Source organism: Catenulispora sp. GP43 (assembly GCF_041260665.1).
In the GTDB taxonomy this organism is placed as follows: domain Bacteria; phylum Actinomycetota; class Actinomycetes; order Streptomycetales; family Catenulisporaceae; genus Catenulispora.
In genome coordinates this window covers 1-13,646 of record NZ_JBGCCT010000033.1, presented here as the reverse complement: position 1 = coordinate 13,646, position 13,646 = coordinate 1, and the positions used below count along the sequence as shown (strand labels likewise).

At 70.0% G+C, this 13,646-nt stretch carries 13 protein-coding genes; 3 read left to right on the top strand and 10 right to left on the bottom strand.

What is annotated here, in order from left to right:
• Window positions 1-8: 8 nt before the first annotated feature.
• Entirely contained in the window at window positions 9-1,478 is a 1,470-nt protein-coding gene (locus ABH926_RS43150) for an amino acid permease (protein ID WP_370372600.1), read from the bottom strand.
• A 288-nt stretch (window positions 1,479-1,766) separates the two neighbouring features.
• Between ABH926_RS43150 and ABH926_RS43145 the strand changes: the two genes are divergently transcribed.
• Window positions 1,767-2,492, top strand: a complete 726-nt coding sequence (locus ABH926_RS43145; protein WP_370372413.1) for a FadR/GntR family transcriptional regulator — start codon at window positions 1,767-1,769, stop codon at window positions 2,490-2,492.
• 81 nt (window positions 2,493-2,573) lie between these two features.
• Here the strand turns inward: ABH926_RS43145 and ABH926_RS43140 are convergent, their stop codons facing one another.
• From ABH926_RS43140 to ABH926_RS43105, 8 genes are all read right to left on the bottom strand, one after another.
• Entirely contained in the window at window positions 2,574-3,341 is a 768-nt protein-coding gene (locus ABH926_RS43140; RefSeq protein ID WP_370372411.1) for a hypothetical protein, read from the bottom strand.
• A gap of 85 nt (window positions 3,342-3,426) precedes the next feature.
• A complete protein-coding gene (locus ABH926_RS43135) occupies window positions 3,427-4,380 on the bottom strand; it encodes an ABC transporter substrate-binding protein (protein ID WP_370372409.1) in 954 nt (317 codons plus the stop codon).
• Entirely contained in the window at window positions 4,377-4,817 is a 441-nt protein-coding gene (locus ABH926_RS43130) for a roadblock/LC7 domain-containing protein (protein ID WP_370372407.1), read from the bottom strand. The genes ABH926_RS43135 and ABH926_RS43130 overlap by 4 nt, the downstream gene beginning before the upstream one ends.
• Entirely contained in the window at window positions 4,814-7,114 is a 2,301-nt protein-coding gene (locus ABH926_RS43125; protein ID WP_370372405.1) for a nitrate- and nitrite sensing domain-containing protein, read from the bottom strand. Before ABH926_RS43125 ends, ABH926_RS43130 begins: the two co-directional genes overlap by 4 nt.
• Window positions 7,114-8,388, bottom strand: a complete 1,275-nt coding sequence (locus ABH926_RS43120; protein WP_370372403.1) for a hypothetical protein — start codon at window positions 8,386-8,388, stop codon at window positions 7,114-7,116. Before ABH926_RS43120 ends, ABH926_RS43125 begins: the two co-directional genes overlap by 1 nt.
• A 107-nt stretch (window positions 8,389-8,495) precedes the next feature.
• Complete coding sequence (locus ABH926_RS43115; protein WP_370372402.1) at window positions 8,496-8,813, bottom strand: transposase; 318 nt, start codon at window positions 8,811-8,813, stop codon at window positions 8,496-8,498.
• 106 nt (window positions 8,814-8,919) lie between these two features.
• Window positions 8,920-9,420, bottom strand: coding sequence for a sigma-70 family RNA polymerase sigma factor (locus tag ABH926_RS43110; protein WP_370372400.1), 501 nt, complete (start codon window positions 9,418-9,420; stop codon window positions 8,920-8,922).
• Between the two features lie 235 nt (window positions 9,421-9,655).
• Window positions 9,656-10,552 carry a helix-turn-helix domain-containing protein gene (locus ABH926_RS43105; RefSeq protein WP_370372399.1) on the bottom strand — a complete coding sequence of 299 codons (897 nt, stop codon included), beginning with the start codon at window positions 10,550-10,552 and terminating at the stop codon, window positions 9,656-9,658.
• Window positions 10,553-10,701: 149 nt separating this feature from the next.
• Between ABH926_RS43105 and ABH926_RS43100 the strand changes: the two genes are divergently transcribed.
• Complete coding sequence (locus ABH926_RS43100; RefSeq protein WP_370372397.1) at window positions 10,702-11,601, top strand: MBL fold metallo-hydrolase; 900 nt, start codon at window positions 10,702-10,704, stop codon at window positions 11,599-11,601.
• 46 nt (window positions 11,602-11,647) lie between these two features.
• Here ABH926_RS43100 and ABH926_RS43095 read toward each other — a convergent pair whose 3' ends face one another.
• Window positions 11,648-12,211, bottom strand: coding sequence for a TetR/AcrR family transcriptional regulator (locus ABH926_RS43095; RefSeq protein WP_370372598.1), 564 nt, complete (start codon window positions 12,209-12,211; stop codon window positions 11,648-11,650).
• A 131-nt stretch (window positions 12,212-12,342) separates the two neighbouring features.
• Here ABH926_RS43095 and ABH926_RS43090 point away from each other — a divergent pair, with 131 nt between their 5' ends.
• Window positions 12,343-13,506, top strand: a complete 1,164-nt coding sequence (locus ABH926_RS43090) for an epoxide hydrolase family protein (protein ID WP_370372395.1) — start codon at window positions 12,343-12,345, stop codon at window positions 13,504-13,506.
• Window positions 13,507-13,646 lie beyond the last annotated feature (140 nt).

The following is a 13,646-nucleotide window of genomic DNA, read 5'->3' as shown; positions in this document are numbered from 1 at the left end:
TGGACTCATCAGTGTTCGAGTCCTTCCTCGATAGTTTCCAGCTCTTCCAGCGAACCCTGCACTCTCGGCCCGGTGAACCAGCGCCGGGCCGAAACCATCCACCACACTCCGGCGAAGCCGAGGACCACCAGGACCGCGACCGGGGCGTAGTTGAACGACTTGGTGGTGATCGGGCTGACCTGCGGGAGCACGAACACCACGGTGATCAGCGCGGTCCACCCCACGGCCGCCATGCCGACGGGCCGGCTCCAGCGGCCCAGGTGCCACGGTCCGCGCTCGAAGGACGACCCCTGGCGCAGCCGCAGGAACACCGGGATCACGTAGGCGATGTAGAGCCCGATCACCGAGATCGAGGTCACCGCGGCGTAGGCGGTGCTGTTCCACATCGACGGCAGCCCGAGCGCGAAGGCGCCGACCGCGGCGAGCCAGACCGCGTTCACCGGGGTGCGGGTGCGGTCGCTGATCCGGTGCCAGATCTTCGAGCCGGGCAGCGCCCCGTCCCGGGAGAAGGCGTAGATCATGCGGGAGTTCGCGGTCACCGAGGCCATGCCGCAGAAGAACTGCGCGCCGATGACGATCAGCAGCAGCAGCTTGGCGCCGGTGGCGCCGATGGCGTCGATGAAGATCTGGACCGGCGGCACCCCGGTCGCGGAGGTGACCGCGCCGTCGTACTTCGTGATGGCGAAGGTGATGCCGATCAGCAGGACCCAGCCGGCGGCCAGCGAGACGAGGATCGAGGTGATGATGCCCTTGGGCCCGGCCACGGCGGCGTTCCTGGTCTCCTCGGTCATGTGCGCCGAGGCGTCATAGCCGGTGAACGTGTACTGCGCCAGCAGCAGGCTCAGAAGGCCGACATAGAGCGGGTTGTGGAAGCCGGTCTCGTTGACGAACTTGGTGAACACGAAGCTCGCCGAAGCGTGGTGCGAAGGCCAGAACACCAGCGCGCCGACGATGACCGCGACGCCGACGACGTGCCACCAGACGCTGATGTCGTTGAACAGGGCCACCAGTTTCACGCCGAGGGTGTTCAGCAGAGCGTGCAGCAGCAGGATCACGCCGAAGATCGTCAGGGTGTGGCCGGGCGTGGTCGCGAAGTTCCACTGCAGGTCCAGGAAGGCGTTGGCGAACAGCGCCGCGCCGTAGTCGATGCCCGCGGTCGTGGCGACCTGGCCCAGGAAGTTGAACCACCCGGTGAACCACGACCAGGCGGCACCGTTGCGGCGGGCCAGCTTGGCCGCCCAGAAATACAGGCCGCCGGCGGTGGGGTAGCTGGAGCAGACCTCGGCCATGGCCAGGCCCACCAGCAGGGTCATCAGGCCGACCAGCGGCCAGCCCCAGACGATCATGGCCGGGCCGCCGGTGGTCATGCCGTATCCGTACAGGGTCAGGCATCCGGACAGGATCGAGATGATCGAGAAGGAGACGGCGAAGTTCGAGAAGCCCGACATGGAGCGGGCCAGCTCCTGGGCGTAGCCCATTTCGTGCAGACGCTGCTCGTCGTCCTCGAGCGGTCTGTCGGTATCGGTGGATTCGGCGGTCACGGCGCACCTCCGGCAAAACGCGGCGGGAGTTTCGGGACTCTAATGGTTGGCAAACCATCCATTGGGGTGCCCGCAAGTTTCCAGTGAGCGTTTCGCCGTGTCAAGCATTCGGCCGGATCAGCTGAATCAGCTACGACAACGCGGCAGCAGGCGTGGACACGCCCAAGGCGGGGCAGCCATAATGGCTGGGTATCAGGCCTTCGAAAGAACTCATGAGGTGCGCCGATGGTCTCGACGGTGGCCGACGTCCAGGGCTACTCGCTGTTCCAGCCGGTGCGGACGGGCAACGCCTTCGAGGACACCATCGAGCGGATCCTGCGAGTGATCAAGCTCGGCGAGGTGCCGATCGGGGACCGGCTGCCCCCGGAGCGGGAGTTGGCCGAGTTGCTGAACGTCAGCCGGGACACGGTGCGCGAGGCGTTGAAGGTGCTGTCGGCCGAAGGCATCGTCGAGAGCCGGCGGGGCCGCGCCGGGGGCGCCTACGTGCTCCGGACTCCGGCACCGCCCGGGCACCTGCGCGAGGCCGTGGACCGGTTGCCGAACGGGCTCGAGGACACACTGGTGTTCCGGCACGCGGTGGAGGGCGGTGCCGCCGAGGCCGCCGCGGCCCGGACGCTGGACGCCGAGATGCGGGCCCTGCTGGTGACTCGGATGAAGGCGGCGGAATCAGCGGACATCGCCGCGTACCGCATCGCCGACACGCGCTACCACCTGGCCGTCGCCGAGCTGTCGGGCTCGCCGCAGCTGGCCGCCGCGGTCGCCGACGCCCGGCTGCGGATCAACGACCTGCTGGAATCGATCCCCATGATGTCGGTGAACCTCCGGCACGCCGCCCACCAGCACGAGCGCATCACCACCGCCGTGCTCGGCGGCGATCCCGAAGGGGCGCGCCGCGCGATGCTGGAACATCTGGACGGCACCGCCATGCTGTTGCGCGGCTTCCTGGACTGAGTCTTACGAGGTCCCACGAGGTCCCACGAGGCCTTACGAGGTCTCACGAGCTGAGGACACCACCGGCCTGGGCAGGGCCGATCAGGCCTGGCCGGCAGGCAGCTCCTGCCGCGCCAAAACCGTGCCGTCCCCGGTGAACACGGCCACCGCCCGCAGCCGCGCGGCCGCCAGCGGGATGTCGCCGCTGAACACCACGCGGGTGCTCGGCGTACCGGACCAGCGGCAGGCTTCGATGCGCGCGCCGTCGTCCGTCGTCACTTCCAGCACGCATTCGCGGAGTGCTCGGGATGAGCGGAGTTCCACGTCCAGTGCTGTCTGGTCCTCCGGCAGGCTCTGCGCCGACACGGTCAGCACGGCCGCTGCCTTTGCTGCGTCCGGTGCTGCCGACGAGTCCGGCGCCGGCTTCGCCGTCTCGCCGGGGTGCGCTGCCGGCGGTGTGGTGTCCGCGTAGGCGGGGGCGAAGCCGGTGGCGACCATCGCGGCCGAGAACGCGCCGCCGGCCAGCAGTGCGCGCCGTCGACGGGACCACGACCGGGCCGGCCGAGCCGGGCGTGCCGGGTGTGCCGGGTGTGCCGGCCGCTCGGGGCGGGCTCCGGTCACACTCGCGGGCTGCCCGGTCACCGTCGCCGTCAGTTCCCTGATGTCCTCCGGCGAGAGCGAGTCCAGCAGACCGGGCAGCACGCCGAGGCTCGTGTACTCCAGGTAACAGATGTCGCAGTCCTGGAGGTGCTGCTGCATCGCGTGCTGCTGCTCCGGCTCCAACGCGTTGAGGACATACGCCGCGAGCGCCTCACTGTCCGCCGCGGTGTGGTCGGAACCCGGCTGGGTGTCGCGGTTCCTTGAGCTCATCGCATACCTCCCCACCGGGCGTATCTCGTGGTCCGCTTGGTGGTCATGGTACCCGCGCGCGAGGTTGCGCAGAGATGAACGGACGTCAATTGATCGCTCCGTCCAGCGTCGCGGCCGGGACTCTGCCGGCGGTCAGGCCCCAGTGGGACAGGATGGCCCCGTACTCGCCGTCGTCGATGAGGTCCTGCATCGCGCGCAGGATGGCGTCGTCCATCGGCTTGTCCTCCTTGGCCAGTGCGAAACCGTAGGGAGCCTTGTCGATCTGGTCGCCGGCGATCTCCAGCAGGCCGCCGGAGTGCGCCGTCTCGTACATGGCGATCGGGGCGTCCTCGACCATCGCGTCGGCGCGGCCGCTGAGCACGGCGGCCCGGGAGTCGGCCTCGGCGGCCACCACGACCGTGGTGATCGGGCGCAGGCCGTCGGCGACGCACTGCGCCGACCGCGAGGACAGCACGGGATCCACCTCGACGGTGCCTTCCTGGGCTGCGACCCGGTGCCCGCACAGGGACTCGTCGTCCGGGTAGAGCGTCAGCGGGTTGCCGCCCCGCACCAGCAGCGAGGAGCCGGCCTGGAAGTAGGTGACGAAGTCGCCCAGTTCCTCCCGGCGTGTGGTGTCGGTGATCGAGGAGACGCCGATGTCGTACTCCCCTTGCTGTACTCCCGCGAGGATGTCCCGGAACTGCACCTGGGTGAACTGCACTCGCACGCCCAGCTTGGCCCCGACCGCGCGGGCCAGGTCCACGTCCATGCCCACCAGCGTGCCGTCGGACTGGCGGAACTCGTCGGGCGGATACGTGGGGTCGGTCGCGATCGTCACAAGCCCGCGGGCCAGGATCTCCGGCGGCAGTTGCGCGCGGGCCGCCGGATCGACCTGGCCGACACCCACGTCCGCCGCGGACCGGGTACCGGACGCCCGGCAGCCGGCTGTCAGCCCGGGTATGCAGGCCAGCGCCGCGAGGATGGCCAGAACCCTGATCCGTCGGCGGTGCCGGTGCCGGTGCCCGCGGCGGTCCGGGGCGCGGGTGATCGCGAATCTCACAGCGGCCTGGCCCGCTGCAGCTCGTGGACCAGCGGCGGCGTCAGGCGCGCGCCGGCCTGATGGGCGTACACGGTCATCTCGAAGGCGACCGTGCCGAGATCGGAGTCCTTCACGGCGCGGACCCCGAGCAACGCCCCGTGTCCGATCGCGGCCACCAGGAGATAGCCGTCGGCGAGATCCAGGATGATCTTGTTCAGCGGGCCCAGGTCCTCGGTGGTGGTCACCGCGCCGGCCAGGCTCGCCAGCCCCGAGACGATGGCCGAGAGCCGGTCGGCCGCGTCCGGGCCGCGCGTTTCGGACGCCGCGATCGGCAGCCCGTCCGCGGCCACCACGATCGCGTCGGTGACGCCGTCGGTCTGCCGGACGAAGGCGTCCACCGCCCACGAGAAGTCCTGCGCCTGTCGGCCGAGTTCGGCCCCGGTCGGTGTGTCGCTCATTGGTGCTCCACGCTCGTCTCCGAAGCGGCGCGCGTCATGGTGGCTCCGGGCACGCGCCGGTCCAGCGGGAACGGGACGGCACCGGGGTCCCGGGACGGCTGCCAGGCCGGCAACACGCCGTCCTGGTCGTCCTGGTCCGGAGCCGACAAGCCGGCCCTGTGGCCGGGCATCTGTCGCCCCACGCCTTCCCCGCTCCACGCCGTCATCGCGCGACGGATCGCCTCGGCGACCTCCTGCCGGATTCCGCCTTCCTCCCCGCTGTCGGCCCGGTCCGCCCGGTCCGCCGGATGCGCCGTCCCGCCCTTTCCGGTACCCGCCACGAACAGCCGGTCGGGAATGACGACGACCGCCGTGACCCCGCCGCCGGGCGAGTCGGACAACCGCACGCTGAGCCCGTGCCGCCGGGCGAGTCGGCCGACCACGAACAGGCCCAGCAAGTCGGTCGGCGCCAAGTCCAGCCGTTCGCGGGAGACCAAGCGCGTGTTCTCCTGCTCGATCCGGTCCGCGGGCATGCCCACGCCGTGGTCCACGATCCGGACGCACCGGTCGCCGCCGATGCCGTGGGCCGCGACCTCAACCTCGACCTGGCTGTCCGGCGGCGAGAAGGCGACCGCGTTGGCCAGCAGCTCGGCCAGTACCAGGACGACGTCGCCGGCCGTGCGCGGGCGCAGGACGTCCTCGACGACCGAGGTCAGGATCACGCGACGGTAGTCGTCGATGTCGCTTTGCGCGGCGCGGAGGGCGTCGTACAAGGTCAACGGCTCGCCAGGGGCTCCGTCCGCGTACGGGGTGCCGGACAGCACGATGAGGCTGTGGGCGCTGCGGCGCAGCCTGGAGGCGGCGTGGTCGAGCCGGAACAGCCGGTCGAGGCGGTCGGCGTCCACCTCCCCGGCCTCGAGTTCGTCGATGAGCGCCAGCTGCCGGCGCACCAGGTTCAGGGTGCGCCGGCCGATGCTGCCGTACATCACGGCCACGTTGCGCCGGCTGAGGATCTGCCGCTCCAGCAACCGCGCCGAGGTGGCCTGCACCCGGTTGAACGCCTCGGCCAGCGTGCCGACCTCGTCGCGGCTGGTGAGGCGGACCGCCGCCAGCCGCGGCATCGGCGCGCGCGGCCCGGAGTCGTCGACGTCGGCGACCCGGCGCAGCTCGGAGTCGGCCAGGTCGGCGACCTCGGTCGCGGCCTCGGTCAGGCCGCGCAGCGGTTCGGAGATCGAACGACGGATGCTGATACTGAGCCAGATGACCACGACGACCAGGGCTTCCACCGCCACGCCGAAGCCGAGGGCGGCGATCCGCTCGGTGTGGGCGGCATGCTCGGCCTCGGTGGAGATGTCGTGGGCGATCTTCTCCTCGACCAGGACTCGCAGACCGTACTGGGCCCTGACGGCATCGGCGAGGCGGTCGACCAGCACCTCGCGGTCGTCGGCGGTCTGTGTCTGTGCCTGTGTCTGTGTCTGAGTCTGTGGCTGCGAGGCCGGGCTCGGGGCGGACCCCGTCTGGCCATCCTGACCGGCCTGGGCATCAGCGGGGGCACCGTGTGCCGTCTCGATCTGGCCCTGCAGGTCGTTGACGAGCGCGGAGGCGGTGCCGAACTCGGCCAGGCGGAACAGCCGCGCCTGGTCGGCCGTGGCCAGTTCTTTGAACCGGTCGACCTCCACGGCTTCCTGCTGCTCGGCGCGGCCCGCCGCGCCGAGCGATCCCGCGGCGCCGGCCGGCGCCGCGACCGAGGCCAGCAGTGCCGCACCGGCTGAGCCCCGGTATTGATCGGCGCGGAAAAGCGCGTCGAGCGCGGTCTGGTCCGCGCTGCCGGCGACCGTGGCGTCCTGCGGATGGATCAGGCCGATCGCGTCGATCAACGCGCCGACGACTGTGTCGTAGGCGGAATTGAGCCGGTTCGGCGTCACGGTCTGGTGCAGCACCTGCTGGCGCAGCGGGCCGAGGCCGTCCACTCCGTCGAGGGCGGCGCTCACCTGCGGGGTGAGCCGCCGGCCCAGGGACCGGCGCAGATCGGCCGCCGCCCCGGACACCAGCGCCTCCTGGACCACCACGGCGTTCGGCGCGGCATCCGGCGAGGCCAGATAGGAGATCGACAACAGCCGTTCCTGCTGCACGTCCTGCACCAGCGCGCCGATCAGGTCGGCCGCGGTCATCAGGCCGGCCAGATCCGAGGCCTGCGAAGCACGGCTCACCCGGTCGTCGATGAGCGGCGCGGTCGCCAGCAGCAGACCCACGAGCGGAACGGCCACGAGCAGGTGGAGCTTGTGTCGAATGAGCAGCCCGCGGCGGGGGCGGGTCATCAGGGGTGCCGTTCGGGCAGGGCGAGCGGTGCCGTGTCGGCCGCGGGTTCGGGCTCGGGTTCGGGCTCGGGTTCGGGCTCCGGCTCGGGTTCGGGCTCCGGCTCGGGCTCGGGTGCCGCCGACGCCTGACTCGGCGACCGACCGATCCGTTGGCCAGACTGACTCGACCGCCAGCTCGACGCCTGATGGCGATGCTGCTTCGGCTCCTGCTCGACATCCGGGCCCGCGCCGCGCCGCCGCCACAGCCATCCCAGCGACAAAGCCGCGAGCGTCGCACCGCCCCCGAGCAGCGCCGCCACTTCCAGCCGCTGCCGCTCGTACCCGGCCTCGCGGACCTGGAGCAGCTTGTCCAACTCGTCCAGCCCGGCCGTCTCCAACACCTGCACAGCCGGATCGAACGCCTTGCGCTCCTGGGACACGGTCGGCGCCGACCGCATGATCAGGGCCTCGTCGATCGCCGACGCGGTCGGCGCCAGCGCGTTGATGTCGGTGTTCACCAGGTCGACGTCGCCCAGGAGATGCGGGCCCAAGGTAGCGCTGGCGGTGGTGCGGAAGACCTTGTTCAACGCGGTCACGAAGGCGTGCGCGTCCACGGCGATCCGGTTCCGCAAGACCGCGATCTGCGCTGTCGCGGCAGCGCCGGAAGGGTCGGCGGGGTCGGCAGGGGCGGTCCGGGCCGTACCCGGCTGCGTCGCCCCCGTCGTGGGTTCGGCCAGGGTCACCTGGTCGTCGTAGCGTCCCGCCTGCACTTCCATGTCCGGCAGCAAGACAGTCAGCGCGTCGATCAGATGGTAGGCATCGGCCCTGGCATCCGGGACCAGGCCGGACGCGTCGTCGATGGCGGTGATCTGTTGCAGCAGCAGGTCCGTGACCTGGCTGTAGGCGCGGTAGGCAGCCGCGCCGGTCGCGGGCGTGCCGGACAGGGCCAAGACCTGCGGCCGGATCTGGGCCCACAACGTGCCGGCGCCGGGATCCGGATCGCGGGGCAGGCCGGTGGCGTCCACGGCGGCGACCGCCGTGGCCAGGCCCGGCTGCGGCGACGGCAGACTCCGCACCGCCGCCGACTGGGCCTGCGCGACGGACACCAAGAGCTTCACCGTCTGCCCCAGATACTGGATGCCACGCCTCTCGGCACGCACCGAAGCCAGCGACGTGCCGGAGTTGTCCCACACCACGGCCGCCGCCCCGACAGCCGGAACGACAGCCGCGGCTATCAGAGCGAGCACCGCGACCCGTCGCCCGCGCCGCCTCGCCGCGACACTGCCCCTGCTCATGCCGGAACCAGACCTTTCGCCGGTGAAAGCGCGAAGACAACCGCCCGCCGGCGGAAGTGACGGGCCGGATCAGGAAAGTATGCATGGTCACGGTAGGCAAGCGGCACTCAGCGCTCGGCGCCCCCCGCCGGGGATGCCCACGGAATGATGGTGCTCGCCTCGTGCCCGGCACCCAGGGCCGAGACCAAACGCTCCCACGTGCCGTCTTTGCGCCACGCGTAAAAGAGGGCATATGTGGTCTGATAGGGACCATAGCGGTCAGGGACCCGGTCCCACCGCCCGCTCTCCCGGAACCGCCAGCGGATGCCGTCGATCAGCTCGCGCCGCGACCGGTGGCGGGGCCGTCCGCCCTTCCCCCGCGCCGGCGGAACGGGCAACAACGGCTCAAGCAGTGCCCACTGTGCATCGGTGAGGTCGCCGTCCATGGGTTACTCCCCTCGCATCGACATCTCAGACAGGAACGCAGCGGTTCCGAGATGCACTACGCATGGGGCGGCGCTTCATATCACCGACGCCGCAACATTTTTTCGCTCAGCGCTCATACCCCAGGTCGGCCAGCGCTTTCCGCAGGTTCCGGACCGCGTGGTACGTCCGAGACCGGGCCGTGCCCAACGGAATCCCCAGCAGCCGGGCCGTCTCCTCGATCGTGCGGCCGTTGAAATGCACCTCGACGATCATCACCCGATGCTCCGGACTGATTTTGAGCAACGCCCGCTTCATCACCTGCGCCACCAGCACGCGCTCGAACTCCGGCTCCTCGGCCCCGAACGCGTCCGCACTCCCCTCGTCGACATCGCCGACTTCCTGAGGCCGGGAACCACGAGCCCGCGCCGCGTCGATCGCCGCCCGCCGCGCGACGGTGAAGACCAGCGGCCGCAACGCCTCGACCTCGCCGCCGAAGTTCTCCGGATGCCGCCAGATCCGCACCATGGTCTCCTGCAGCAGATCCTCGGCGCGCGCCGCATCCCCCAGGGTCAGCCGCAGCAGATAGCGCAGGAGCGGGCCGGAATGCACACGGAACAGCTCGGCCATGAAAGCGTCCGCTGTCCAGTCCGCACGCGCAGCACCCATTCAGAACCTTCTGTAGACCGGTTCAGGCTCCGAAACGGCCAGCGTGTGAGGACGGCCTCGGGACGACTGCGCGATTCTAGTACAAGGTCAGGCCGGTGGTTCAGACGCCTCAGCACCGTGCCGGCCTGACTTCTTCCGCCCGTGACATCAGCCGCCGCCGCAGACCCGATGAGGGCACGGCTTGTCGGTTCCGCTGTCACCCCACCGGGCTCGTCGTCCTGGCCTCCTGGCTCGGCTCGATGAGGTGCGACAACATCGCCAGCGCCGCGGCCGAGGCGGACCCGGCGGGGGCGGTGCAGGTCACCAGGGTCTGGTCGGGCCTGTCGATCGAGCGCAGCGTCTGCTGGGTGACGGTGAGGGCGCCGATCAACGGGTGGCGCAGATCGTAGCGGGCGGCGGCGCAGGCCTGGACACGATGATCGGCCCAGAGCCCGGCGAATTCCGGGCTGGCCATCGTGAGTCTGCCGATCAGGGTGGCAAGCGCATGGTCGTCGGGGTGGGCACCGGCCACCAGGCGCAGGTTGCCCACCACGGCGCGGGCTTTGCGATCCCAGTCCGCGTACAGCTCACGGGTGTCCGGGTCCAGGAAGACCAACTCCGTCATGTTGGCGCGCCGGCCGGGCACCCGGGCGGCGCCGCGGTCGTGGTTCCCGGCCAGCAGCGCGTGGCCCATCGGGTTCCAGGCGAGCACGTCGCTGCGGCGGCCCAGGACCAGGGCGGGCACCTGGGGCATGGTCTGGAGCAGCTCGAGCAGGGCGGGGTCGGCGTGCTCGACTGCCGCCGGCCGCGACGCGGGCCGTCGGCCGGCGGCAGCGCCGAGGGCGCGCAGGTACTCGCGTTCTGGTGCGGTCAGCTCCAGGGCGGAGGCGATCGCCTCCAGTACCTCGGTGGAGGCATGGCGCGACTGTCCCTGCTCCAGGCGGGCGTAGTACGACGGGCTGACTCCGGCCAGCTGCGCCAACTCCTCGCGACGCAGACCCGCCACCCGCCGGCGACCTCCGTACGAGGTCAGTCCGAGATCTTCGGGCTGGACCCTGGCCCGACAGGCCTTGAGGAAGGCGCCGAGTTCTGTGGGGTCGTGGTGATCAGCCATGACGCCATTGTCGTCTCTTCCTGGCGTCCCGAGCCTCACCCTGCCGGGGTGCGGCAAGCCGGGGAGCACCTGAAGGCGGCGTGGCTGCGTGCGCGGTAACGGCCGACAGTTGGTCGTGCAGAGCACGACGAACGAAAAGGAATCACCCCATGAACGAGATCACGCTCGGCGATGTCACCGTCGCCCGAGTCCAGGAGATGCACGGTCCGGTGGGCATGACACCCGAGCAGTTCTTCCCCGGCTGGCCGCAGCAGGACTGGCAGGACAACCGCGACTGGCTGGTGCCCGACCACCTCGGCGCCGAGGACGACATCGTCCGTGTCGCGTTCCAGACCTGGGCGCTGCGCAGCCAGGGCCGCACGATCCTGGTGGACACCGGCATCGGCAACGACAAGACCCGCCCGGCCGTCGGCGCCTGGGACCACCTGTCCCTGGGGTATCTCGACAACCTCGCCGAAGCCGGGATCGCGCCCGAGGATGTGGACCTGGTCATCAACACCCACCTGCACGTCGACCACATCGGGTGGAACACCCGGCTGGCCGGCGGACAGTGGGTACCCACCTTCCCGAACGCCACCTACCTGATGCCCAGACTCGACTTCGAGCACTTCGACCCGGCGAAGAACCCGAACATCGCCGGCAGCGTCAACGAGAACGCCTTCGAAGACAGCATCGAGCCGGTCCGGGCCGCCGGGCAGGTCCAGCTGTGGGAGGGCGAACACATCGTGGACGGCAACCTGCGGCTGCTCGCGGCACCCGGCCACACCCCCGGCGCCAGCGTCCTGCTCCTCACCTCCGGCCACGACAAGGCGCTGTTCGCCGGCGACCTGGTGCACACCCCGCTGCAAGTCTCACACCCCGACCACGCCAGCTGCTTCTGCGAAGACCCGTCCACCGCACAAGCCACACGCCGAGACCTGCTCGGCTGGGCCGCGGACAACAACGCACTGGTCCTGCCCGCCCACTTCAGCGGACAGACCGCGCTCGAGATCAGGCGCGACGGCGACCGGTTCGCCATAAAGAACTGGGGACCGTTCCCCGCCTACTGAGCCGCCCTTTCCCGCGCCGAGCCTGAACCCGAGCCCTTGCTCGGGTTCAGGCTCCCACGAGAGCGATTGCACGCGTCTCGGGAACTCCCAGCATCAGCAGGCTCGTGATCGTCGCTGCTCGGGCGCCGAGGGTCCCGTTCGACAGATCGCTGTCCGCGATGGCGAACACGACGCCGTAGGCGACCTGGCTCAGAAGGCCCGCCGGCAGGTGCCGCGCGAACACGTCGCTGTCCTGGCCCCGTTCCACGAGCTCGGCGAGGAGTTCGTCGACGGGCCCGAGCAGGCCGTGGATCGCCTCGCCGTACTCGCCACGGCGCAGCGCCACCAGCACCCGGTACCGGTGCGCCACCGGCCAGACGCGGGCGATGAATGCGACCCACCCCGCGTCCGCTTCCGCGTCGGAGGCGTTGATTTCGGTCAGCACGGCTGTCATCTCGGCGACGGCCCGTTCCGTGAGCGTCCGAATCAGGTCCAGGCGCGAGGGGAAATGGCCATAGACCGTGCGACGGACGACGCCGGCGGCGGAGGCGATGTCGCCCATTCCAGCGTCGGGGCTCTCTCCCAGCACCTCGAGGGCGACGTCGAGGATGCGGTCGCGGGTCTCGTTCATCGAGCGCACACGGGCGGATTCGGCGGGCACGACGCCATTGTTGCACAGCAGTGTGCAACAAAGTAGATTGCACAGCAGTGTGCAACGAACAGTCGCGCCGTGCTTGGAAGCTCGATGAAGAGGAGAAGGCCATGACCGTACCGACCTCGCCGACCTCGCCCCTCGTCCGCCCGTTCACCGTCTCGATCTCGGAATCGGAGATCGACGACGTCAAGCAGCGGCTGGCCAGAACACGTTGGCCGGACCCGGAAACGGTGGGCGACTGGTCGCAAGGGGTCCGGGTGGAGAATGCAAGATCTCTGGTCGACTACTGGGAGCACGGCTACGACTGGCGGCGCTTGGAGTCCGAGCTCAACCGCTTCCCCCAGTTCCTGACCGAGATCGACGGGCTGGACATCCACTTCGTCCACGTCCGGTCCAAGAATCCCGACGCGATGCCGCTGATCCTCACGCACGGATGGCCGGGCTCGATCGTCGAGTTCCTGAAGCTGATCGGGCCGCTGACCGATCCGGTCGCGTTCGGAGGCGACGCCGCCGATTCCTTCGACGTCGTCGTCCCCTCGCTCCCCGGGTTCGGATTCTCCCAGAAGCCCACGCAGACCGGGTGGACTGTGCCGCGCATCGCAGAGGCGTGGGCGGAGCTGATGAAGCGCCTCGGCTACACCAGATGGGCCGCGCAAGGCGGCGATTGGGGTGCCGTCGTCACCACCGCCCTCGGGGCCATGCAGCCTGAGGGGCTTCTCGGAATTCACCTGAACACCCAGTACGCCTTTCCCGCACAGATCCCCGACACCTTGTCGCCCGAGCAGCGCCACGCGGTAGAGACCCTCGCCCTCTACACCGGCGAGCTCGGTGGCTCGAACCACCTTCAGGGCACAAAGCCGGAGACCGTCGGATTCGCCCTGGCGGACTCGCCCGCCGGCCAGGCAGCCTGGATCTACGAGAAGTTCCAGTCCAAGACCGACAACCACGGGCTCGCCGAGGACGCCCTCAGCAGGGACGACATCCTCGACGCGATATCCCTCTACTGGTTCACCAACAGCGCGGCGTCGTCCGCCCGCATCTACTGGGAGAACAAGTCACTCACCTTCGCCGGCCCGAAGCTGACGCTTCCGGTCGCGGCGACCGTCTTCCCGAGGGACATCCCGCGCGTGCCTCGTAGCTGGATCGAGGACGCCTACAGCAATCTGATCCACTACGGCGAGGCCGACAAGGGCGGCCACTTCGCAGCGCTGGAACAGCCCGAGATCCTTGTCAGCGAGATTCGCACCGGGCTGCGCACCCTTCGTTCCTGAAACCTAGGCAGGAACGCCAAAAAGCAGTAGGCCCCCGATGGAAACCCATCGGGGGCCTACTGTGAAAATTAGTCCGGCCGCGTCCTACTCTCCCACCAGGTCCCCCTGGCAGTACCATCGGCGCTGGCGGGCTTAGCTTC

What these genes read in the sequence shown, in the direction of transcription:
- ABH926_RS43110 (WP_370372400.1), bottom strand. Translation starts at nt 9,420, where the DNA reads ATGGCCGAGCTGTTCCGTGTGCATTCCGGCCCGCTCCTGCGCTATCTG.
- ABH926_RS43120 (WP_370372403.1), bottom strand. Translation starts at nt 8,388, where the DNA reads ATGAGCAGGGGCAGTGTCGCGGCGAGGCGGCGCGGGCGACGGGTCGCG.
- ABH926_RS43095 (WP_370372598.1), bottom strand. Translation starts at nt 12,211, where the DNA reads ATGAACGAGACCCGCGACCGCATCCTCGACGTCGCCCTCGAGGTGCTG.
- ABH926_RS43090 (WP_370372395.1), top strand. Translation starts at nt 12,343, where the DNA reads ATGACCGTACCGACCTCGCCGACCTCGCCCCTCGTCCGCCCGTTCACC.
- ABH926_RS43125 (WP_370372405.1), bottom strand. Translation starts at nt 7,114, where the DNA reads ATGACCCGCCCCCGCCGCGGGCTGCTCATTCGACACAAGCTCCACCTG.
- ABH926_RS43115 (WP_370372402.1), bottom strand. Translation starts at nt 8,813, where the DNA reads ATGGACGGCGACCTCACCGATGCACAGTGGGCACTGCTTGAGCCGTTG.
- ABH926_RS43145 (WP_370372413.1), top strand. Translation starts at nt 1,767, where the DNA reads ATGGTCTCGACGGTGGCCGACGTCCAGGGCTACTCGCTGTTCCAGCCG.
- ABH926_RS43150 (WP_370372600.1), bottom strand. Translation starts at nt 1,478, where the DNA reads ATGGGCTACGCCCAGGAGCTGGCCCGCTCCATGTCGGGCTTCTCGAAC.
- ABH926_RS43130 (WP_370372407.1), bottom strand. Translation starts at nt 4,817, where the DNA reads ATGAGCGACACACCGACCGGGGCCGAACTCGGCCGACAGGCGCAGGAC.
- ABH926_RS43100 (WP_370372397.1), top strand. Translation starts at nt 10,702, where the DNA reads ATGAACGAGATCACGCTCGGCGATGTCACCGTCGCCCGAGTCCAGGAG.
- ABH926_RS43140 (WP_370372411.1), bottom strand. Translation starts at nt 3,341, where the DNA reads ATGAGCTCAAGGAACCGCGACACCCAGCCGGGTTCCGACCACACCGCG.
- ABH926_RS43105 (WP_370372399.1), bottom strand. Translation starts at nt 10,552, where the DNA reads ATGGCTGATCACCACGACCCCACAGAACTCGGCGCCTTCCTCAAGGCC.